17 protein-coding genes and 3 pseudogenes are annotated in these 23611 nt (G+C 38.9%); 15 read left to right on the plus strand and 5 right to left on the minus strand.

The genetic code is table 11. The annotated features are described in order from the left end of the window. From glmS to V7D75_RS03510, 10 genes and pseudogenes are all read left to right on the plus strand, one after another. On the plus strand, positions 1 to 1638 hold a 1638-nt coding region (gene glmS / locus V7D75_RS03465; protein ID WP_333613422.1), incomplete at its 5' end, for a glutamine--fructose-6-phosphate transaminase (isomerizing). A 148-nt stretch (positions 1639 to 1786) separates the two neighbouring features. Then, a complete protein-coding gene (locus V7D75_RS03470) occupies positions 1787 to 2602 on the plus strand; it encodes a TnsA endonuclease N-terminal domain-containing protein (protein ID WP_333613423.1) in 816 nt (271 codons plus the stop codon). Next, the gene (locus tag V7D75_RS03475) at positions 2586 to 4685 is read left to right on the plus strand and encodes a Mu transposase C-terminal domain-containing protein (RefSeq protein ID WP_333613424.1); all 2100 of its coding nucleotides are present in this window, start codon (positions 2586 to 2588) and stop codon (positions 4683 to 4685) included. Before V7D75_RS03470 ends, V7D75_RS03475 begins: the two co-directional genes overlap by 17 nt. A 22-nt stretch (positions 4686 to 4707) precedes the next feature. Further along, positions 4708 to 6353, plus strand: a pseudogene (locus V7D75_RS03480) (AAA family ATPase). A 1-nt stretch (position 6354) separates the two neighbouring features. Beyond that, positions 6355 to 7902 carry a TnsD family Tn7-like transposition protein gene (locus V7D75_RS03485; protein ID WP_333613425.1) on the plus strand — a complete coding sequence of 516 codons (1548 nt, stop codon included), beginning with the start codon at positions 6355 to 6357 and terminating at the stop codon, positions 7900 to 7902. Further along, positions 7899 to 9461 carry a Tn7-like element transposition protein TnsE gene (locus tag V7D75_RS03490; RefSeq protein ID WP_333613426.1) on the plus strand — a complete coding sequence of 521 codons (1563 nt, stop codon included), beginning with the start codon at positions 7899 to 7901 and terminating at the stop codon, positions 9459 to 9461. The genes V7D75_RS03485 and V7D75_RS03490 overlap by 4 nt, the downstream gene beginning before the upstream one ends. Positions 9462 to 9568: 107 nt before the next feature. Further along, positions 9569 to 11110 carry a type I restriction-modification system subunit M gene (locus V7D75_RS03495; RefSeq protein ID WP_333613427.1) on the plus strand — a complete coding sequence of 514 codons (1542 nt, stop codon included), beginning with the start codon at positions 9569 to 9571 and terminating at the stop codon, positions 11108 to 11110. Next, positions 11107 to 12360 carry a restriction endonuclease subunit S gene (locus V7D75_RS03500; protein WP_333613428.1) on the plus strand — a complete coding sequence of 418 codons (1254 nt, stop codon included), beginning with the start codon at positions 11107 to 11109 and terminating at the stop codon, positions 12358 to 12360. The genes V7D75_RS03495 and V7D75_RS03500 overlap by 4 nt, the downstream gene beginning before the upstream one ends. Further along, entirely contained in the window at positions 12353 to 15454 is a 3102-nt protein-coding gene (locus tag V7D75_RS03505; protein WP_333613429.1) for an HsdR family type I site-specific deoxyribonuclease, read from the plus strand. The genes V7D75_RS03500 and V7D75_RS03505 overlap by 8 nt, the downstream gene beginning before the upstream one ends. Positions 15455 to 15564: 110 nt before the next feature. Next, entirely contained in the window at positions 15565 to 16008 is a 444-nt protein-coding gene (locus V7D75_RS03510) for a lecithin retinol acyltransferase family protein (RefSeq protein WP_333613430.1), read from the plus strand. A 596-nt stretch (positions 16009 to 16604) separates the two neighbouring features. Here V7D75_RS03510 and V7D75_RS03515 read toward each other — a convergent pair. Both V7D75_RS03515 and V7D75_RS03520 read right to left on the minus strand, forming a co-directional pair. Next, entirely contained in the window at positions 16605 to 16730 is a 126-nt protein-coding gene (locus tag V7D75_RS03515; RefSeq protein WP_333613431.1) for a hypothetical protein, read from the minus strand. A gap of 99 nt (positions 16731 to 16829) precedes the next feature. Further along, on the minus strand, positions 16830 to 17660 hold the full coding sequence (locus tag V7D75_RS03520) for a cation transporter (protein ID WP_087814222.1): 831 nt from the start codon (positions 17658 to 17660) through the stop codon (positions 16830 to 16832). Between the two features lie 76 nt (positions 17661 to 17736). On the opposite strand from V7D75_RS03520, the pseudogene V7D75_RS03525 reads away from it, so the two are divergent. Together V7D75_RS03525 and V7D75_RS03530 are read left to right on the plus strand one after the other, a co-directional pair. Next, positions 17737 to 17811, plus strand: a pseudogene (locus tag V7D75_RS03525) (IS1 family transposase); the annotation flags it as partial. 267 nt (positions 17812 to 18078) lie between these two features. After that, positions 18079 to 18669 (plus strand): recombinase family protein, encoded by a 591-nt coding sequence (locus tag V7D75_RS03530; protein ID WP_333613432.1) that lies wholly within the window; start codon positions 18079 to 18081, stop codon positions 18667 to 18669. 253 nt (positions 18670 to 18922) lie between these two features. Here V7D75_RS03530 and V7D75_RS03535 read toward each other — a convergent pair whose 3' ends face one another. Further along, a complete protein-coding gene (locus V7D75_RS03535) occupies positions 18923 to 19786 on the minus strand; it encodes a DMT family transporter (protein WP_068406593.1) in 864 nt (287 codons plus the stop codon). Between the two features lie 147 nt (positions 19787 to 19933). Here V7D75_RS03535 and V7D75_RS03540 point away from each other — a divergent pair, with 147 nt between their 5' ends. Next, positions 19934 to 20824, plus strand: a complete 891-nt coding sequence (locus V7D75_RS03540) for a LysR substrate-binding domain-containing protein (RefSeq protein WP_333613433.1) — start codon at positions 19934 to 19936, stop codon at positions 20822 to 20824. A 324-nt stretch (positions 20825 to 21148) separates the two neighbouring features. Here the strand turns inward: V7D75_RS03540 and V7D75_RS03545 are convergent, their stop codons facing one another. Beyond that, positions 21149 to 21847, minus strand: coding sequence for an LrgB family protein (locus V7D75_RS03545; protein WP_068406601.1), 699 nt, complete (start codon positions 21845 to 21847; stop codon positions 21149 to 21151). Positions 21848 to 21856: 9 nt separating this feature from the next. Next, complete coding sequence (locus V7D75_RS03550; protein ID WP_095570631.1) at positions 21857 to 22348, minus strand: CidA/LrgA family protein; 492 nt, start codon at positions 22346 to 22348, stop codon at positions 21857 to 21859. Positions 22349 to 22483: 135 nt separating this feature from the next. On the opposite strand from V7D75_RS03550, the gene V7D75_RS03555 reads away from it, so the two are divergent. Together V7D75_RS03555 and V7D75_RS03560 are read left to right on the plus strand one after the other, a co-directional pair. Next, positions 22484 to 23374: a LysR family transcriptional regulator gene (locus V7D75_RS03555; RefSeq protein ID WP_068406606.1), complete on the plus strand. Its 891-nt coding sequence runs from the start codon at positions 22484 to 22486 to the stop codon at positions 23372 to 23374. A gap of 9 nt (positions 23375 to 23383) precedes the next feature. Further along, positions 23384 to 23572, plus strand: a pseudogene (locus V7D75_RS03560) (integrase core domain-containing protein); the annotation flags it as partial. Positions 23573 to 23611 lie beyond the last annotated feature (39 nt).

Here is a 23611-nt window from a genome sequence, read left to right on the forward strand (position 1 = left end):
GGTATTGCTCATACGCGCTGGGCCACGCATGGCGAACCTGCACAGCGTAACGCCCATCCACATGTATCTGGTAAAATTGCCGTGGTCCATAATGGTATCGTCGAAAACTATGCTGAGCTAAAAGAAGAGCTGATTGCTAAAGGCTACGAGTTTACCTCGCAAACTGATACCGAAGTCGTCGCTCATTTAATCAATGATATCTACAAAAATAAGCCTGATTTACTAGAAGCGGTACGCGCAGTTATTCCGTTATTACATGGCGCGTTTGCCCTTGGCATCGTGCATATTGATTGCCCAGACGAGCTGATTACCGTTCGTCTAGGCTCGCCTTTGGTCATCGGTGTAGGGATTGGTGAGAATTTTATTGCCTCTGATCAATTGGCGCTTTTGCCCGTGACCAATCGCTTTATGTACCTAGAAGAAGGCGATATCGCCAAATTAACCCGTAATAGCATTGAAGTGTACGCAGACGGCGTAAAAGTAAAACGTCAGATACATGAGATTGATGCCGCCCAGCATAATGCTGATAAAGGTGAGTTCAAACATTATATGCTCAAAGAAATCTACGAGCAGCCGGATGCAGTTGCCCGTACAATTGAGATGGCAATAGATAGTGATGCGCCATCTAAGCTGCGCGATGACTTTTTGCAGCGTCATGAAGCGCAGTTAAAAGGCATTAAGCACGTTCAAGTCATCGCTTGTGGCACCAGTTATCACTCAGGGTTGGTGGCAAAATACTGGTTTGAAAGCCTTATTCGTGTGCCGTGTTCGGTTGAGGTTGCTAGTGAGTTCCGCTACCGCAATCCTGTTGTCGTCGATAACACCTTGGTCATTTGCATCTCGCAATCGGGTGAAACGGCGGATACATTATCGGCGCTACGAGATATCCAAAAACATACGCCAGCAGGCCTCGTCAGCTTAGCCTTGTGTAATGTACCGACCTCATCTTTGGTACGTGAGACAGATATCTTTTTACCAACGCTTGCCGGCCCTGAGATTGGCGTCGCTTCTACCAAAGCCTTTACCACTCAGCTTGCCGCTTTGATGTTACTGGTGTTAAAAGTGGGTGTTGTACAAGCGCGTATGACAGGTGAAAAATTAACCACTCTGCTAGGTCAATTACAAGCGCTACGCGGGCAACTGCATGCCAGCTTAAACCTCGATGCGCCTATCAAAGCCATGAGTGAGCATTTTGAATATAAGAAAAGCTGCTTATTCTTAGGTCGCGGTTTACAGTTCCCTATTGCCTTAGAAGGTGCACTGAAGCTAAAAGAAATCTCTTATATTCACGCAGAAGGCTATGCCGCCGGTGAGCTAAAGCACGGTCCATTGGCGTTGGTCGATAAAGACATGCCTATCGTGGTACTTGCGCCCAAAGACAGTATGTTTGATAAGCTAAAAGCAAACATGCAAGAAGTACATGCGCGTCATGGTGAGCTGTTTGTATTTGCTAGTGAAGAAAGTAAGATGGTCGCAGAAGATAGAATGCACGTGGTTTATGTCCCTGAGGTTTGCGAGACGCTTGCCCCTATCGTTTATAGCGTGCCGGTGCAACTGCTGTCTTATCATGTCGCAGTGATGCGCGGTACTGACGTCGATCAGCCACGTAATCTCGCAAAATCAGTCACGGTCGAGTAGACTAAACATTTGATTTTAAAAGATTTGTGAGCGAGTAATAAAGTATCATACTGAGTAATAAAGTATCATACTGAGTAATAAAGTATCATACTATTGATTATGACGTTTACCCCTGCTATTGTTAAATCAATATTAGCAGGGGTTTTTTATGCTCTCAAAAAAACAAGAAAAATGGCTTAAAGAAGGTAGAGGTCAAGGTGAGCTCGCCGATTATAAGCCTTGGATAAAAATCTCTGACATATCTTCATCAGGTCGCTCTCATAGAGTTTTCGGTCATAAAACAAAACGAACTCATCATTTACTCTCAGATTTAGAACTAGCTACATTTTTTTTTCTTGAATGGAGCCCCATAGTTCTTGATATTAGAGAACAATTTCCTCTCAATTACGACGATACCCTTACAATTGCAGAAGAGAAGCAGGTTAAGCATCCGAGCGTTAGAGGTGATATACACATAATGACATCAGACTTCTATGTAGTCAGTTCCAATGAAAACTATAGCCAATTCGTATTACAAGCTAAATACTCAAAAGATTTAGATGATATTCGAACTATAGAAAAGCTGGAAATTGAACGTCATTACTGGCAATCCAAAGGTATACCTTGGCAAATAATTACTGAAAAAGATATTCCTAAAATTATCCAAAATAATATTGCGTGGCTATACCCAGAGTCGAATAGTGAGATTCCTCTCAATATTGAAGAAAAGTTAGACTTCTATGTCAGTCAGTTCAGTCAAACGCCTTCAATGAGAATAATAGACCTATGTAAAGAGATTGATAGCGCTTATTTTGGTGAATTAGGAGCTTCTTTAAACGAAATTAGAAAACTATTAGCACTTAGATTTTTTACCTTTAACATTCTTATAGATTTTAGACGGTTAAAATGTAGTGATATTCAGATCACTAATATTAACGACTGGAGCCTAATAACTGAGGAGATTCGTTATGTTTCGAATCAATGATGTATATAACAATCAAGGGGAGAAATATAGAATATTAAGTCTTTTGTCTGAGCAGATCGTATGGATTGAGATCGAGAAAGTATCTGCGTTACCTGAGTTAATCTCTTTTAAAGATCTAACTAACCTTATTGAAGAAGACGTTTGCTATTTAGTTGACGACCCTTATCACGATTTGATTTTGCAAAATCCTGAAGATGGTAGTACTGCTCAGTTAAAACGTGATAGCAACTACGAGCTTATAAAACCTATAGTCAGCCATGATCTATATTACCTTCCAGCAGAGCGCGCAAACCCCATAAATGAAATTATTAAATCAAATAAAAGCACGAAGCAAACTGTATATCGTTTACTACGACGCTATTGGCAGAGAGGACAAACTCCTAATACATTACTACCAGGCTATAAAAATTCGGGTGCAAAAGGTAAAAAACGTACTACACAAAACACAAAACTGGGTAGACCAAGAATTTATAAAGAAGGCTCTGGTGCAATAATTAATAGTGAAATCGAGAGATTATTCTCTATAACTATCAATAGATATTTGCTAAATGATAAACAACATACGATCCTCTATGCTTATCGACAATTTAAAACCATATATCGATCTTTAAATCCTGATGCTAAAGAAGAAGAATTTCCTAGCATCTGGCAGTTCAAGTATTTTTATCATAGAGAATTTACTTCTGTTCAAAAACTTAAAGCCAGACATAACAAAATAAGTTATAACAAAGATATTAGGCAGTTGAGCTCCACTGTCAACACTCAAGTGCTTGGACCTGGCTCACGCTATGAGATAGACGCTACAATCGCAGATATTTATCTGTTGTCTGACTCAGACAGACAGAGCATTGTAGGTCGCCCAGTGATCTATTTTGTTGCTGACGTATTCAGCCGCATGATTGCAGGTTTCTATATTGGCTTTGAAAACCCCTCATATGCTACTAGCATACAAGCTTTAAAAATGGCAGTTACTGATAAACAAGAGTATTGTGAGCAATACGGAATTAATATCACTGCAGATGATTGGCCATGTATAGGGCTACCTGACGCAATTCTCGCAGATCGTGGAGAACTACTCGGCCATCAAATTGAAACCTTAGAAAAGAGCTTTTCTGTTCGAATAGAAAATACGCCACCTTATCGTGGAGATTTAAAACCTGTTGTTGAACGCTATTTCAAAACCATGCAAGCAAAGTTTAAACCGTTTGCACCAGGAGTTGTCACAGGTGTGAAAGAAAAAAAGAAAGGCGGAAGAGACTATCGTTTAGATGCTAGTTTAACAATATCAGACTTCACTAAAATCATGATTAACTCTATTTTAATGCATAACAACACTCATCAATTAAAAAATTATGATAGAGATAGTGATATGCCATCAGACTTACCAGCAGTTCCTCTTCAACTGTGGAATTGGGGGCTACAACATCGAACAGGCAAGCTACGCTCTGTGTCAGAGAAGTCTCTACACATTGCATTATTGCCTAGAAAAAAAGGCACTTTGTCAGATTTAGGTATTAAGCTTTTTGGTAATTACTATATTTGTGCAGAAATAAGAGAACAGGGTTGGCTCCACCGAAAAAACGCAGTTAATAGGCCTAAATCGCTAGTGGTTGCTTACGACCCCATTGATGCAAATACACTCTATGTTTTTTATGAAAAAGATAGCCTGAAGTATTGGCAAGCTCATTTATCTGATCGGTCTAGAGAGTTTAGAGACTGTAGCTTTTGGGAAGTTTGGCAGATTCAGCAAGAACAGAAAAAGACATTTGCAACACAAGAAACCAAAAGTAGTTTAGCTTTAGAAGAACTTGAGCGAGAAAATGAGAGGATTATACAAAAAGCCATAAAGTCTAAACCCAAAACATTTCAAACTAAGACTGCCCAGTTAGCCAATATTAACGATAATAGAAGAAAGGCTAAAGATGAAGAGCGGCAAAGCAGACAAAAGAACAAAGCTCGGACAGGTAAGATAATCCAATTGCCTAAAACAATAACAAAAGAACAGAATAAAAGCCAATTAAGTGATGAAGAACTGGCACTAAAATACCCTATCTACCATAACATTTTATCTGATGATGACTAATGGCAAATGATTGAGGCTAACGATGATTAATGCTGTCTACAGAGAAAGCTTTGGTTCCTATAAAGGGAATCCATTTATTGAAGCATTGCCTGCAGTTTTAGAGCCAAGACAAGTTGCAGAAAAAATACAAGGTGTCATAAATTTCACGACTTCTGATACCCAGGCATCTGCATCAGTAAGAGCTCATTTGATATCACAAATGATGGGACAGTTTTTTTATCCTATTAATCGCCATATTGACCTTGAAAAGAAACTATCAATAATGATTCGTGAGGGGTATGTAGGGCGTAACCCTAAAGACGGCTCCTTAAATACTCGTCTTCAGAATGGTTATGAAAGATTAATGTCAGGTGAAGATGATTCATTTAGGTTTCCAACATCAACTTCGACTGCTCGTAGTCTGGCATTTATAGGTTGTTCAGGTAGCGGTAAAACAACCACGCTTAATAAGATTTTATCAACCTACCCTCAAGTCATTTATCATTCAGAATTAAACTTTACTCAAATTGTCTACCTAAGAGTAGATTGTCCGCATGATGGTTCACTTAAAAGCCTATGCCTTCACTTTTTTAGGGCAATTGATCAAGCGTTAGACTCTAATTACGAAAAGAAATATGCGTTAAAACGTCATGGTATTGAAACACTACTGAATTTGATGCGACAAATCTCTAATCATCACGCCATCGGAATATTAGTGATTGATGAGATTCAGCATCTGAGTATCAATAAATCTGGCGGTGCTGAAAAAATGCTCAATTTTTTTGTCACTCTCGTAAATACTGTCGGACTTCCAGTTGTTATGGTAGGAACCCCTAAAGCAAGATTTATTTTCGAGGCTGATCTACGTTCTGCTCGCCGTGGTGCAGGATTTGGGTCAGTTTTTTGGGAACAAATGAAGCAGGAACCTGATATACAGTTAGATGACGGAAAAATGAGGCGGTCAGAATGGAATCAATTTACCGATAAATTATGGAGGCTTCAATGGCTCAAAAAGGCAGATGTTATTTTAGCTAACCAAGTCCGAGAGCGTTGGTACGACCTATCTCAGGGCATTTAGCCCAGTTACGAGCTATAGATCATGGTATAGAACGCATTACTGTCCCTTTACTGCAAACTACTTACGATGAAGACCTTAGACCTATTCATCCTATGATCGACGCCCTACGATCTGGACGAGCTGATAAAATTGCTCAGTTCTCAGATCTAGTGATACCCGATATTGATAAAAAGCTCCTAACGCTTCAATCCCACCTACAGGAAAGGAGAGCAGAGTTTGATGAAGTTTCTGAGTATCAGGGACATGAGATGAGTATCAGATTACACCGCATGTTAGTTGATATTGGTCAGGAATCTCCCCTATTAGTGCCTACGGTCAAAAAGGTCATTCAAGAGCTACCTAATGCATCTTTATCTGATTTGATCGTTGTAGTTCTAGAATGGTTGAAAGATGAAAAGCTTGATGAGTCCATTTCAACAAAAAAAATAAAACTCCGTAGCTCGAAAGCTAAAGCTAGTCTTCTGAAACAAAAAGACTGGCATACTTTGGACAATGAAGATTTACGCTTTCAGTTCAGCCAAAAGAACAAAGAAGAGAAGTTGTATGATCATTTAAAAACGTCCACTAATCTTGTTTTTGATATAAATGATTGGCTACATAAGGTAAGTTGACGTGCTAAATTTTCCCATTCCTTACCCTGATGAACTTATCTATAGCACAGTAGCTCGCTCAAAAGTAAGATCAGGAATCACCAGTCCAAAACAACTGCTCGATGATGTTTTTGGAGATAGAAAGGTAGTAGCAACTGTTGATATACCGTGCCATTTATCTAAAATCACTAAACACTACCCTACTGGTCTATATGATGTTAATACATTAGCCTATAAACATACTTTGTTCCCTTTGTACGCCCCTTTTATTCCTGAAGAGCGCAGACAGAAATGTATGCATTGGATGGGTGAACAGTCTCAAGGAGCTATTCATCTTGCCATTGGTAAAAATGCTTCGCGATTACCGCCGATTAAATTTTTAAGGTTTTGCCCTGGATGTTTTGATGAACAACTGGCTAATCATGGAGAGTGGTACTGGTCAAGACTATGGCAAATTCAAGGATTAACTTGTTGCCTAAAACATGGAAAGTTATTAAATTCTTCTCACGAGTATAGATCAGTAGCTCGCCATGACTTTATCGCTCCTGATCCGCACAACTGTAAACCTAATATTCAAATATCGTCTAGTGCAGATGATATGTTCATTGCAGAAAAGATAAATGAGCTTTTTCATTTGCCGAGCCAGACTTCACCTAGCTATGTGCAATGGAGTGATTTTTATAGAAAGCTTGCTTTAGATAGTGGCTGTCTTAGAGGTACAAAGCATATCTATTATGACCAAATTGTTGATAAAGTAAAAAACAGATGGTCTGATAGTTTACTTGAACAATATAGTCTAAATCATTTAGGGACAGAGACAAGTTGGCTTCATGGCATATTCCGTAAGCACAGGAAATCATTCAGCTACTTAGAACATATTATTGTTATTGAAGCTCTAATAAGTGATGATTGGTCATTCCCAGAAATAATAAGGTTAGTAAAATCTCAAAAACCTGAAAAGCCTAAAGCTGAAATTGAAGCAACATTGCCTGAGCATATTGATTTCACCATCCTCCTATCTAAGCGTGATCTTTGGATACAACTCCTAAGAGAACAAAAAAGTATAAAAAGTGCTCGTTCGGTCGATCGAGCACTTTATGCGTGGTTATATCGTAATGATAAAGCATGGTTGATGCATACTAATAAAAAGAATCATAAGTACCATATTCCTGAAGGAACAAAAATCAACTGGAATCAGCGTGATATTAAAACAGTACGTTTGTTAGTTGAAAAAAATAAAGAAGTGATTTGGGATATGCAAACACCGCGTAGATCAAAAAAATGGTGGATGCAGCAAACCAACTCCATTGCTACAGTCGAAAAAAACTTAGATAAACTACCACTCGTAGCGGCTTTCTTGGGCCGGTATAGTGAAGATGTGAGCGACTATCAGATTAGACGTGTAAGTCGTGTATTGATTAAAAGTATTGGCAAAAAAGAAGCTCTTTCACGTTGGGTAGTATTACGACAAGCAAAGTTAAGTGAACAGAGAATGACATCTCTGACTGATAGATTTTTAGAAGTGGCTAATAATATTACCATCAAGGAAATAGCTAAGGTAAGTTTATGAAAATTAGGAGTTTTCCGAAAAATGTACAGATAAGATACATTGGTAAAATTTTTAAGCACAATCACTTGAAGTCGTGGAATGTAGAATTATGCGTAAGAGACGGTGAAACAAATCTTCTAAAACATACTAGGCTATCGAACTTACCAGCTCTCGCAAAAAGAAGGTATATAAATCCTAACGATGGTCAGGCCCGTAAAGGCGGCTATTTAATGAACTTAGATGGTATATCGACTTCAAGCTGGCAAAAAGGCTTCGACTCAGAAAGTGGTAGTAATACCTTTGTATTCGACTACCACAGTCATCATTCTCCTAGTATGAAAGTTCATATACCTCAAATAGAAATTGCGAGAATTCTATTTTTTCATAACGCTTATCTCGCCCGAAACTGTATTGATAACGGTATATTAAGCCGAGAGTTCTGGATTAAAAAAAAAGCAGATAACTACATACTAATAAATATACTCCCTATTTGTACTCTGCCACTGAAAACCTTCGATAGTGAAGGCGCGCGACGCTTATTAGCATGGGTTTTATTAGATGATAACGCCCGTACTTCATATGAGAGTATTGCTAGATTATATAATGCAGAAGTACTAGACAGAGATGGCAGCAAAACCTGGTTTTTTCATTTTCAACCACCTCAACTTGATAACCTATCACTAGAGACTAGAGGTTGGTTTGATGATAAAACTAATAATTATTACGTCCATGAGATTATAGGTATTAGTAACATTCAATCCTCTTTATCTGAAAAAGTGTATTTTTATAGCGATAAGTTCAAAGTCGGTGCACAACCAGGCAATAAAGGCGGTAGTGCGGGAAGACCTGATCTTACTGAGAGTGATTCTATTGACGACCAACATGATGCAAACACTGATACTAAAGTAAAAAAATTAGATATTCCAAAAACCTCTTTTAGTTTTATAAGCCCTATCGAGACTCGGAAAATCGCGAAAAGAAGGTCCAAAGGAAGAGTTGACACAGATATTGATTCTAATGATGAGTTTGTAGTGTTAGATCTAAGTACTGATGAGGCTACAATCGACGGTACAGCTTGCCAAGCTGACTTTTCGGGCCTAGATGACCAAAGTGATGAACTACAGCTGTATATGCGAAGATTTGAAGCTTTTAAGATGCTTATCGAGAGACTATCTGAGGCAAAGGAAATTTACTATGATGAAAATTTACATTTTTTACCAGCGGTTGGTCGATCGAGATTACATAGAACGACAGACGGTAATAATCGATCTTTGCTTGAACTACAACTAAAGACCAAAACAGCTTATTTTATCATTTTAGAAGTTGATATGAATGACACTGATAGAATGCTATCAACACTAGTAATTAAAGTAAAAGATTTTGAACGATGGGATCAGCAACTTGAGAAAACATTACAGTTAATAGTCCAACGCTCAATCAATTGGCCTACAGACGAATACCTAGAAACCTTTGGAGTAGTAAGGAGAATGAAACACCCATCAGGATCATTTAAATTAACTGAAAGCAGTATCGAATTTGACGGATGGTTAAACCGACTAACCAGTATTTTAGAAATTTGATCTCCGTTTAAATAAAAAATTGCTATGGTTCAATGATTACCAACGAATCAAGTATTGTAATACCCACTTTTTAACCTGTTCCTCTTTTATTTCTATAGGATTTTATCATGACAAGTACCCAACAACGTGCCGAACTCCATCGCCAAATATGGCAAATTGCAAATGAGGTTCGTGGTTCAGTCGATGGCTGGGACTTTAAGCAGTATGTATTGGGTACTTTGTTCTACCGTTTTATCAGTGAGAATTTTTCCAGTTATATTGAAGCAGGCGATGATAGCGTCAATTATGCTGCACTTCCTGATGATGTGATTACTGATGATATTAAAGACGATGCCATTAAGACTAAAGGCTATTTTATTTATCCAAGTCAGCTGTTTGCCAATATTGCCGCCAATGCGCACAGAAATGAAAACCTGAATACGGATTTAGCGGCTATTTTTAAAGCGATCGAAGGTTCCGCCAATGGCTACCCCTCAGAGCCAGATATCAAAGGCTTGTTTGCTGATTTTGATACTACTAGTAATCGTTTAGGTAATACCGTTGCCGATAAGAACACGCGCTTAGCAGCGGTGCTTAAAGGCGTTGCAGGACTTAAATTAGACCAGTTCGCTGACAATCAAATCGATTTATTTGGTGATGCTTACGAGTATCTGATTTCGAACTATGCCGCCAATGCTGGTAAATCAGGGGGTGAGTTTTTTACCCCGCAAAGCGTCTCTAAGCTGATTGCACAAATCGCCATGCATAAGCAGGAAACGGTTAATAAGATTTATGACCCAGCCGCAGGTTCAGGCTCACTGTTGCTGCAAGCTAAAAAGCATTTTGATAACCATATCATCGAAGAAGGGTTTTTTGGTCAGGAGATCAACCACACCACTTATAACCTTGCCCGTATGAATATGTTTTTGCACAACATCAACTACGATAAGTTTAATATCGTGCTGGGCAATACGTTGTTAAATCCGCATTTTGGTGATGACAAACCCTTTGATGCCATTGTCTCTAACCCACCTTACTCAGTGAAATGGATAGGTAGCGACGATCCAACCCTGATTAATGATGAACGTTTTGCGCCCGCTGGTGTACTAGCACCCAAATCAAAAGCGGATTTTGCTTTTGTGCTTCATGCGCTCAATTACTTATCCAGTAAGGGACGAGCAGCAATAGTCTGTTTCCCTGGCATCTTCTATCGTGGCGGTGCTGAACAAAAAATTCGCCAATATTTGATAGATAACAACTATGTAGAAACGGTAATCTCCCTTGCGCCCAACCTATTTTTTGGCACAACGATTTCGGTCAATATTTTAGTATTATCAAAGCACAAAACCGATAACAAAACGCAATTTATCGATGCCAGTCAATTATTTAAGTCAGAAACCAATACCAATATCCTGACTGAGGCAAACATTGAGCAGATTATGCAGTTGTTTGATAGCAAGGCAGACAGCGATTATTTAGCCGTGAGCGTTGATAACAGCACGATTGCTACTAACGACTATAATCTATCCGTCAGCGCCTACGTGGATGCGGAAGATACACGTGAAGTGATTGATATAACTACTATTAATGCTGAGCTAAAAACCACGGTTGCCAAGATTACTCAGCTCCGTGCCGATATCGATGCCATCGTTGCGGAGATTGAAGCATGAGTGATTTAAGTTATATGGAAAAACTGCTTGATGGTGTTGAGGTTGAATGGAAGCCTTTGGGAGAAGTGTGTAACTTTAAGAATGGTTTTGCATTTAAAAGTAGCTTATTCAGAGACACTGGGTTACCTATTATTCGTATTACTAACGTTGATGGTAAAAATGTAGATTTATCTGATGTTAAATATTTTGATCCAACCGATTACACTAGCGGAAACCCTCTTAACTACTCAGTTGTTAAGGGCGATATTTTAATAGCTATGTCTGGAGCAACAACAGGAAAAATAGGGTATTTTAACTTAGATGAAATAGCGTACCTTAATCAACGTGTTGGTAAATTTGAGCCTCGAATAGAAATAATCAATAACCGCTACTTATATCATTTTTTGCTTACTAAAACATCGTTCCTCCATATGTTATCTGGTGGCGGAGCTCAACCTAATTTGAGTTCCAACAATTTGAAAGAAAAGCTACTTGTCCCTATTCCATGCCCAAGTAATCCAAAAAAATCACTAGAAATCCAAGCCGAAATCGTCCGAATTTTAGACGCATTTACAGAGCTTACCGCAGAGCTTACCGCAGAGCTTGTAGCACGTAAACAGCAATATGCCTATTATTCTGAAAAATTATTAACAGCAAATGAAAATAATGTTGAATGGGAGGAGTTAGGAAAGATTGGCAACTTTACTTATGGTTATGTTGCTAAAGCTCAAGATACTGGAAATGCAAGGTTTGTAAGAATTTCTGATATAGACTTTAGTGGCAAACTAATTGCTGTTAATGCAAAGTATGTTGATATTTTAGAGTCTAACGAAAAATTTATTTTGAGAAGAAATGACTTGTTAATGGCTCGTACAGGTGCAACTTATGGTAAAACCATGCTTTTTGAAGAGAATTACCCTGCTATATACGCAGGGTTTTTAATCAAATTAAGCTTTGATGAAAATATTATTGATCCAAAATACTATTGGCATTTTGCACAGAGTACACTTTTTTGGAGTCAAGCCAAAAAGCTGGTATCTGGTGGAGGTCAACCACAGTTTAATGCAAATGTATTAAAACTAGTTAAAATTCCTATTCCATCCTTACTGGAACAACAACGCATCGTCGCTATCCTTGACAAATTCGACGCCTTAACCACCTCTCTCACCGAAGGCTTACCGCGTGAAATTGAATTGCGTCAGCAGCAATATGAATACTATCGTGAGCTGCTATTGAGTTTCCCAAAGCCTGAGGTCGCCAATCATGACTAAACAGACCAAAACCATTGCTGAATCGAATAACTTTATCGTCCTCAATAAATATACCAAGTGTGATCAGCCCGATGGCGGCTATCAAACCGAAGACGACTTAGAGCGCGAATTGCTCAAAGATCTACAAAACCAAGGTTATGAGTTCGTTGCTGGCTTAAACTCACCTGAAACGATGCTCGCTAACGTGCGTGTTCAGCTGCAAGCCTTAAATGACGTGCAGTTCACAGATGATGAGTGGCAACGTTTTGTAATGGCGTACCTCGATAATCCTAGTGATAACAGCACCGATAAAGCGCGTAAGATTCATGATGATCATATTCATGACTTTGTGTTTGACGATGGACATATTCAAAATATTGCGCTACTTGATAAGAAAAATATCCCACGCAATAAGGTACAGGTGATCAAGCAGTTTGCTCAAACAGGCTCACAGGCGAATCGCTACGACGTTACTGTTTTGGTCAATGGCTTGCCATTGGTACAAATTGAGCTTAAAAAGCGCGGCGTTGCCATCCGCGAAGCCTTTAACCAAGTGCATCGTTATAGCAAAGAGAGCTTTAACTCTGATAACTCCTTGTTTAAATACTTACAGCTGTTTGTGATCTCAAACGGCACCGACACGCGCTACTTTGCCAATACCACCAAGCGCAATAGAAACAGCTTTGATTTCACCATGAATTGGGCGCGCTCAGACAACACCTTAATTAAAGATTTAAAAGACTTTACCGCTACCTTCTTCCAAAAAAACACCCTGTTAAACGTGCTGATGCATTACACCGTCTTTGATGTGAGTGATACCTCATTGGTCATGCGTCCCTATCAAATTGCGGCAACTGAGCGTATTTTGTGGAAGATAAACAGCGCCTATCAGGCCAAAAACTGGAGCACCCTTGAGAGTGGTGGCTTTATTTGGCATACGACAGGCTCAGGGAAAACCTTAACCAGCTTTAAAGCAGCTCGCTTAGCGACTGAACTGCCCTTCATTGATAAAGTGTTTTTTGTGGTCGATCGTAAAGATCTTGATTACCAAACCATGAAAGAGTATCAACGCTTCTCCCCTGATAGCGTCAATGGCTCAGACAGTACCGCAGGGCTCAAGCTTAACCTTGAGAAAGACGACAATAAAATCGTCGTTACCACCATTCAAAAATTGAATAACTTGATCAAAGGCGACAGCGACTTACCCATCTATGGCAAACAGGTGGTGTTTATCTTTGATGAGGCGCACCGCAGCCAGTTTGGTGAAGCGCAAAAAAACCTGAAGAAGAAGTTTAAAAAGTTCTATCAGTTTGGCTTTACGGGTACACCAATCTTCCCTGAGAACGCATTAGGAGCTGAGACTACCGCTGGAGTGTTTGGTCATGAGCTGCATTCCTACGTCATCACTGATGCCATTCGTGATGAAAAGGTATTGAAGTTTAAAGTCGATTACAACGATGTACGGCCCCAGTTTAGCGGCATTGAAAGCGAGCAGGACGAGACGAAGCTCACCGCAGCAGAAAACAAGCAGCTGTTATTGCACCCTGATCGTATTCAAGAGATATCGCAGTACGTGTTAAAGCACTATAGGCAAAAAACCCACCGTCTAAAGTCTGGTGGTAAAGGCTTTAACGCTATGTTTGCTGTCAGTAGTGTGGACGCTGCTAAGGCTTATTATGAAACCTTAAACCAGTTGCAAAAGGACAGCGACAAACCGTTAAAGATCGCCACCATATTCTCTTTTGCCGCCAATGAAGAACAGGATGCATTAGGTGATATCCCCGATGAAGGTTTTGAGCCGACTGCCATGAACAGCAGTGCCAAAGAGTTTTTAAGCAGTGCTATTGGCGACTATAACGCGATGTTTAAAACCAACTATGGCGTAGACAGCAAGTCCTTCCAGAACTACTACCGCGACCTTGCTGAGCGTGTCATTAAGCAGGAAGTAGACTTACTGGTTGTCGTTGGTATGTTCTTAACAGGTTTTGATGCGCCTACCTTGAACACCCTATTCGTGGATAAGAACCTTCGTTATCATGGTTTAATGCAAGCGTTCTCACGTACTAACCGTATCTATGATGCTACCAAAACGTTTGGCAACATCGTGACATTTCGTGACTTAGAAAAAGCAACCATTGATGCCATCACCTTGTTTGGTGATAGAAATACTAAAAACGTGGTGTTAGAAAAGAGCTATAAGGAATATTTAGAAGGCTTTACTGATATCGCCACCGGCAAAGCTCGCCGTGGTTATTTGGAAGTGGTCAAAGAGCTACAACAACGCTTCCCTAATCCTGATGAGATTGTCAAAGAGTCTGACAAGAAGGACTTTGCCAAGTTATTCGGGGAGTATTTGCGTGTCGAGAACATCTTACAAAACTATGATGAGTTTGCAAGCCTAAAAGCACTGCAAGACTTAGATGTGACCGATGCTGACGCTGTTGAGACGTTTAAGGATGAGCATTACCTAAACGACGATGACTTAGCCGCTATGCAAGCCATTAAGGTACCTGCTGAACGTACCGTACAAGATTATCGCTCAACCTATAACGACATACGCGATTGGCTACGCCGTGAAAAAGCGGGTGACCAGCAAGATGAGTCTTCGATTGATTGGGATGATGTGGTGTTTGAGATAGATTTGCTCAAATCACAAGAGATCAATCTGGATTATATCCTTGAATTGATTTTTGAGCATAATAAAAATACCAAGGACAAGTCTGCCTTGGTTGAAGAAGTACGACGTTTGATTCGGGCAAGTCTTGGCAACCGTGCTAAAGAGAGCCTAGTGGTCGATTTCATCAATCAAACCAACTTAGATAGCATCCCTGATAAATCCAGCATTATTGATGCCTTCTTTAGCTATGCTCAGGTAGAACAGCAACGTGAAGTCAAAGATATGATTGCCGCTGAAAACTTGAATGAAGAAGCTGCTAAGCGTTATATCACCGCTTCTTTAAAGCGTGAGTACGCCAGCGAAAACGGTACAGAGTTAAATGCTATTTTGCCTAAACTGAGTCCACTTAATCCGCAATACTTAACCAAGAAGCAAAGCGTTCTACAGAAAATTGCAGCCTTTGTTGAGAAGTTTAAAGGCGTGGGCGGGAAGGTGTAATTGACATATGAAGAGAAATTGAGTTTATGTTTAAATCTTCTTGTGGAGAAGTGTTGCGAGTTGATTAAAAATCTAACATATTCAACTGAAAAATAAAAATAGGATTATTTATGAAAATGCCAAATGTGGGTGCACATATTAAAGTGAATCGCCCAGGTTACACGCATCATGGTATTTATTTTGGTGCTAATAAAGTGGTTCACTACTCTGGATTCGCAGAACCTGGAAAGAAAGGTAAGATAAGATATACAAGTTTTTCTGATTTCTTGGGAGGGGAGAAACATTACGATGTTGTTGAATATCCAAGAAGTGTTGTTAAGTATTCCCCAACGGAAGTTATAGTTCGTGCCCTAGAACGTGTTAGCGAAGATAAATATAATCTTGCGTTCAATAACTGCGAACATTTTGCATGTTGGTGTATAACTGGTAAAAGTAAAAGCAAGCAAGTTAAAGGTTTTTTGCTACTCGGCCCACTAGGCATTTCCATAACTAATAAAGCTCCTAACATTGACGATGTCATTATCCCTAGGATCTTACGTCGATTTTTTGATTAATTAATGTCAATAGCTAAAAAAACAAAGAATGTTGAAACGTCCTATTATTATCGTAGATCCAAAATTCTGAGAGAAATACGACAATGAGAATATAAAAACATGATTCAGAAGGATCGCTTATCTAAACCAATGACAGAGCTAACAGAATATTTAAAATGGACTGATGCAGTAAAACCACTCTAAGCGCTCTATCATTAACCTATACCTATGGCGAATCAATCAGGTGCCTTCACTGGTTCGGTCCCCTAGTGAGGACTTGAATCTTTGGCTGTGAGCTAATGGTATTAAGGTTTCAACTTGCTGAGATAGCCACAGTGTACTTCATGATGTACTTACCATAGATATTCTATCTATGATCGGTGCGCTAGTGAGGACTTGAAGAGACCATCCCAGATTCTGTGTAACTGACGTTTAGATTAAATACTTACACAAAATTTAGGAAGGTCTCTGAAAATTAACCACCTGACACAACTCGTCACCTACTAACAGATCTTGGCGGTCATAAAAGTTGCCCCAACGCTTATAATTATTATCCGTTCTCGACTCAGGGTTATAAGTAATGGCGATGTAGGTTTGAATTTTATTAGCGTCCTAAATTAGTTGACCACCACCAGATCCTTATCAAAGACTTCATCATCTATTATTCGCCAAACGGCAACTTGCTGATGGTCTTTGGTGGTGACTAGATTTAAAGTTTGTTCAATCATTGCTTGAGGTCTCATATCCTTATGATGTTTATTTGCTTCAAACCCAGTTACTTTACACTTAGCGGTTTAATTAAGCTACTTACTTGAGCTATTTGCTTCAGTTATTAGGCTTGGCTACTTACTCAACTTCAATATTCTAAAGGCGCCCTGAATAACTAAAGCAAATACGATGCTACCAATAATCAAATCAGGCGTACTAGAGTGTAACCAATTAACCAAAATCCCTGCAACAATTACCCCTAAATTGATAATCACATCGTTTGAAGTGAAAATCATACTGGCTTGCATATGGGCTTCTTCTTTGCTTTTCGATTTTTGTAGTAAATAGAGGCAAATCGAGTTTGCAATTAGCGCAAGAATCGATATGACTATCATGGTAGAAAAGTCAGGTAACTGCTCATTGCCAAAGAAACGTCTTAGTACTTCTAAAAAACCAAGAATCGCTAGCGTAATTTGAAAATATCCGGCAATTCTAGCAATCCGTTTTTTCTTAATGACCGTTCCACCGACCGCAAATAAGCTAATTCCGTACACGAAGCTATCTGCTAACATATCTAAGCTGTCGGCGACCAACCCCATCGAACGAGAAATCAGTCCCGTGCTCATTTCAATAATAAAGAAAGCAAAGTTAATGACCAGCACTATCCATAGTAGCTTTCTTTGCTCAGCATCTTTTTTGTGACTAGAATCAGCATCAATTTTAAAATTATTGTTGGGATCAGAGGGGTCAATGGTTTCGGTCGAGAGTAGGGTGTCTCCTAATTTTAGGTCATGAATAGCAGTCTCTATCCCTTCTATATTGTCATGATGAAACACAGTTAATTGACGGTTAGGAATGTCGAACTCAAGATGTTCAATATTCGAGTGGCCCTCTAATTTCATTCGGATTAGGTTTTCCTCCGAAGGGCAGTCCATCTTCGATATTTTAAAAGTTGTTTTATTCATAGCTACATTTATATCCGGGTGGTGGTTCAAAAAGTAGGCTGGAAAAAAACAGGCTGAGAAATTGATAAATAGTGAAATGCAAATGACACTATACATCAAATGCCCAGCCTGTCTAAGTGACAATATAAAGAAGAATGGTTTCAAAAGCTATACCCCAAGGGAACCAGTTATTTCGCCCCTCAAACCTATTAACAGACCACTTAAAACAGACTGGTATAATGGAACCACTTATAACAGACTTTTGAATTATAAGACTGCCTGCTGTGCTTTTTTCCTATCATTAGCCTATACCTAAAAAATAAAACCTCTAAACGATACTCTATCTATCATTAGACTTATTTCTATTATTAAATGATATTAATATCATGATATTATCAATGGACATTAATTTATAAGTCTAAATAATATAGGTGGCGTTATGACCGTTCGTATTTATGTGAGAGCCAGCACTAAGGATCAAGACGCTAAGAGAGCCTTGTCTGACTTGATTAGCTTTAGCCAAAGCTATAACGATAACCTTGTTGAGTACGTTGAGCATTTCAGTGGTACAAAGCTCGATAGGCCAGTATTAGCTAAGCTATTAAAGGACGCTGATCAAGGCGATATTCTGCTGGTTGAAAGCGTGGACAGATTAAGCAGGCTATCTCAAGATGATTTTGCAATTCTAAAGCAGCGCATCAAAGACAAGGGCTTGCGATTGGTGGTGGCTGATCTACCAACTACGCATACGGTAAGTAAAGGCATGACAGATGAGATCCTAACAGTGATTAACCATATGCTGATCGACTTATTAGCAACGATGGCAAAGCTTGATAACGATAAGCGTAGAGAGCGTATTAAGCAGGGGTTGGCGAACAGTGGTTATAAGCCCACTGGTAAGAAGCCTAATACAACGAAACACAATCGTATTAAAGAATTAGCCAGTCAAAACAATATGACGAAAGAGGAGATTGCTAAGGCGGTTGGTGTTGGGGTGGCTACGGTCTATCGGGTGTTAAAGCAGGGCTAACAGCTGAATAGTTGAGGTATTTTAAATAACAGTTTGTCTTTTTTATAGACACGATACTATTAGATACATAAGAACCAACTTGGAAGTTTTTAATCATGCAACCGACTTATTATAGTGTCTAACAAGTAATCTACAGTTTCGTCAAGCATGAACCGATGTAAACGTTAAATAACATTTTAGTCTGATTCATAACTTTTATTATTTCTTATTATTTATGGCACATCAGCTTGATTAGGTTTTAAAAGCTATTATCCTACCCAGTTTTTTGTCTAAGCCTCATAGATTCGAGAGTAGCTAGCCATATCAAAGGTAGGATAATCAGCGCAGAACCTATTAACAAAGTCATATTTGGTACTTCGTTAAACCATATGATTCCAACCACCACCGCCCCTAGTAAACCTGAGTATTCCGCACTAGAGACTTTGTACGCTTCAATGTGTCGGTACACCTGTATGCATATACCCGCATAAATCAAAATAAATACATTTGAACTGGCGGCCGTAATCAATGAGTGCCAGTCAAATGGCTGTCCCTCCCAAATAGCCAAACCAAGCGCGAATGGGATTCCTAGTAAATTGGTCAAAAGTAGCGTTTGATAGACAGTATGATGCTGTGGAAGTTTACGAACTAACAGATTGTTTAGCGCCATGGTTACCGCCACTATAAGGGCAAACACCGCCCCTAAATTGATCTGTTTCGGTTGTACAATAACGAGGATACCAGCAAAACCTAATATAGAGGCTGCGATAGTCGGAAAGTTTAATCTGTCTTTATAAAATAAAAAACCCAGTGGTAATACAAATAAAGGGGCGGCATAAAAAATAGCATTCGCAGTCGCAAGAGGCAGTGCTTGAAGAGACAGTACCATGAATATCACACCCAATAACCACACGTGACTACGAACAAAGTGCCATTTTATATTACTGAATAACTTGTTCTTTTTATTAATTAAGCAAAACGGCAACAGCATTAAAACCGCTGTGCATTGACGAAACAGGATAAATTGATATACCGCCGTCTCAGAGGGCAAGGCCTTTATCAAGGCGTCTGAGAAGACCGCAATGATATTTCCTAGTACCAATAGCGTCATGGCAAATGCAACACTCATCTTTGGCATTCTTAGCCTCCTCGCCCTACTCTAAATTCAGAAACTGTTAAAACCCCAATGGGTTCATGCTGATTTAACGATCTGTCAGGCAGTATATTCAAGTAAGAGTATGATGTATAATGATATAAAACATATTTAGTATTACCTGAGGTAATAATGGATTTACCACCGCTGCGTGCAATACAGTGCTTCGAGTCCGTTGCACGGTTTAACAGCTTTTCAAAAGCAGCAGAAAGCCTCAATGTGACACAAAGTGCCGTGAGTCACCAAATACGCATCCTTGAAGAGTATCTTGGGAAAGCAATGTTTTACAGGCAAGGCCGGACCTTTTCGTTGACAGAGGTTGGTGAGCGTTATTTCACAGATGTGAGTGGCGCATTGGGTCTACTTTCAGATAGTAGTCAGATTATTAAACATGGAAAACCTGGGCATATACGCTTAGCTCTGTACAGTTCAGTCGCAGTGAATTGGTTAATTCCTCGACTAGAAGACTTCTATAGACAGTATCCAGAAATAGAACTTACTTTAGATATGGTTAATCATCCCTCTGATTATAATGAGCAAAGGGCCGATTGTTATATCACCGTCGATCCTCCTCCACATGCTTTCATCAGTAAGTTTTTATTTACTGAAACTTTATATCCTGTTTGTGGTCAAAAGCTTTGGGAGAAAATAAGAGATAAACCCCTTCCTGATGCATTGTGGCGGCATCCAATATTATCCGTGAGATATGCAGATACAAGCGAGAATACAGCGGAGGATTGGCTGCGGTGGTGTAAGGCAGGCGGATTTGAGTTACCGAACAATATAAAGATAAATCATTTTAGTCATGTACTACTAGCGATAGAAGCCGCACGGTATAATCTGGGAGTTACCCTCGTTAACAACTATATGATGCTAGATAAATCTTATAAGCAGAAACTCGTTAGAATCCCAATGCATGAACTACTAACAGGGGATAAATTTTACTTCGTTTACAAGGAATTAAAGAAAAATAAGGATGATATTATTAAACTATGTAAATGGTTAGAATCTCAGTGTGAGTAAAGAAATCCTCTATCTTATTTGTTGTTACAAGAAAAATAATGATTTGTTAAGGGGTTTAAAATGATGATTTAGAAAATCCCGATTCAATAACTCATAAACACTCGTATCCTCAAAAAATAGTCATTCATTTTATCTGATATTCAAATAATATAAGTTAATAGGTTGAAGTTTAAAAGAAATAAAGCTCATTACATTTAGTTAAAGTCGAATTAACTTTAGAATAAAAACGGAAATTTATACGTTTTTTTATTGTTTATCTGTTAGTGATAATGGCTGTTATCATATCTATTCTTAATATAGATTAGGGTCTCTATATATATTTGCTTAAACTTGCCCGAATAACATTACGCCATGTATTAATGAAGGACCTAAGAATACCATAAACAATCCCGCTAAAATCATTGTTAAACTTGCTATAACGCCCTCATCCTCATTGCGCTGACTTGCCCGGGCTGTACCAAAACCGTGTGATGCATTACCAAATGCGATTCCATTTGCAAGATGGGAGCGAATACGAAAAAAAGTCAAGATCATATCCCCTAAAATCATTCCCACCATCCCTGTAATCAAAGTAAACAATGAGACTAAAGAGGAAGATCCGTGAATTTTTTCAGATAAGTCTAACGCAAATGGTGTCGATATTGAACGGGCCATCAAGCTATAGGTCAAGGTCTTATCAAAATGAAACAAACCAGCGAATATATATATGCTTAAGACCCCCACCACCATCCCGACAGTTATGGAAGCGGTCAAAGCCAAAGCATGTTGACGTATTAAACGACGATACTCATAAATAGGTATAGCAAACGCAACCGTTGCGGGGGCAAGTAGCTGCACAATCCAAGCTGTATCCTTCCAATAAGTATCATAAGAGATATTAAAAATAATCATTAATGAAAGCGTTACTACTGGAACCGTGATAGCAGGGTTTAGCCAAGATTTTCGATAGCGCACATAGACTACTCTAGCCATATAATAGGCAGCTAATGTCCAAATGAGACAAAGGATTGACCAAGTATTCATCGCAAATCCTCACGCATTATTATCATTTTTTAGGTTTAATTGGGCTTTATGAATCTGATGACGATACAATCTACGTTGCAAACGGCGCCCCATGATAAAGGTTAATGCTGAGCTTAACATCACCATCGCGGTACTCAAGATAATTGTCAGCATTAATTGCCATCCTTTACTGACAAACAGCGCCTTATATTGAAGTATTGACATCATAAGCGGGATAAACATTAATACTAATTCACCCAAAACAAATTTTGCACCCAGTCTGACCCAGTTAACCTTAATAGCACCACTCATTAATAATATCAGCATTAAAAACATTCCTAAGACGCCTGAGGATACGGGTAAATGCAATAATTCAACCAATATCTCAGCACAATACCAGACAGCTGCGATAATAGCGCATTGCATAAGGACATGAAGCCATGATTGGCGATAGAACTTTTGAAGTGTAAGTTTTTTTTCATCTACAAAAGATAGGGATAAGCGAATATTAGGATTACGCATAATAATTGTTGTTTGTTGATTAGAGACTACTTATTATAAAAACACCATAGTCATAAATTATGAATTATATTTTTATTTTTATTCCCAATTTCTATAATAAATTTCATTATCCTTCCTAACCATGGTTTATTATTCATGATAACTTTGAAACAATTACGCTGCTTTGTGACAGTTGTAAAAACAGGTGGGTTTCTTCAAGCCAGTATTCAACTCAATTTAACCCAACCCACCGTTACCAAATCTATCAGTAATCTTGAAGAATATTTAGGCGTAGCTCTGTTTGATAAGCCTTTGACTCATAGAAAAAAGCGGCTAGTTAATTTAACGGAAATTGGCGAACACCTCTATATTCAAGCAGTTGATATCTTACAAAAGGCAGATAATCTTGAACAAACAGTAGTAGATTATCAGCAATTAATAGGTGGTAAATTGCGTTTGGGTATTTCACCGTTAGGCAGTGAAATACTAAGCAAAGCTATTTTTAACTTTTACCAAATGCATCCTAGTATAGAAACTTCACTTATCGAAGATGGTGCTGAGTCACTTAAGCAGGCCCTTCTAGAGGGGCAACTTGATGTGGCAACATTGATGAAGCCGATTGACGATGATTTTGACTACTTGTCGATATGTTGCTATCCAGTGGTGGTCGTAGCAAATAAAAACCGTATGGGTAAGCAAAAAACCAAGGTAACACTTAAGTCACTATCAAATGCCCCCCTAATTTTATTTACCTCCAATTCATCATTTACTCCGATGATTATAGAAAACTGTCAATCACTAGGTTTTGAACCTAATATTATTTGCCAAACCAATCAGTGGCACTTGCTTCTTGACATGGTAAAACAGGATATGGGCGTGACTCTTTTGCCTCAATATTATACTCAAAAGTTGGATTTAACAGGATTAGTCTGCTTGCCACTAACCCAACCTCAGTTAAAATGGGAGCTTGTCATGGCTTGGCGCCGTCATCGCTTGCTTACACCAAGTATGCAAGCTTGGCTTGATAACATAAGAAAAAATATATAACTAGGCCTTGATAATGCTTTGGCTGTAACAGGGCATAGGTTATACAAAACAGAGGTGATTGAATATTTGAAAGCAGATTTGCAAGGTTTAGCGAATGTACAACTTGCGACATTGAATTGGGTAGATCGGTTCAATAAAAAGCGTATACACAGTGCATTGGGCTATGTATCGCCTTTTGAGTTTGAGAGCCTTTCCTAAAAAGTGTGTAACTGCTTATAATCCAATAACAGGAGAATA

Source organism: Psychrobacter sp., assembly GCF_036731945.1.
GTDB lineage: Bacteria > Pseudomonadota > Gammaproteobacteria > Pseudomonadales > Moraxellaceae > Psychrobacter.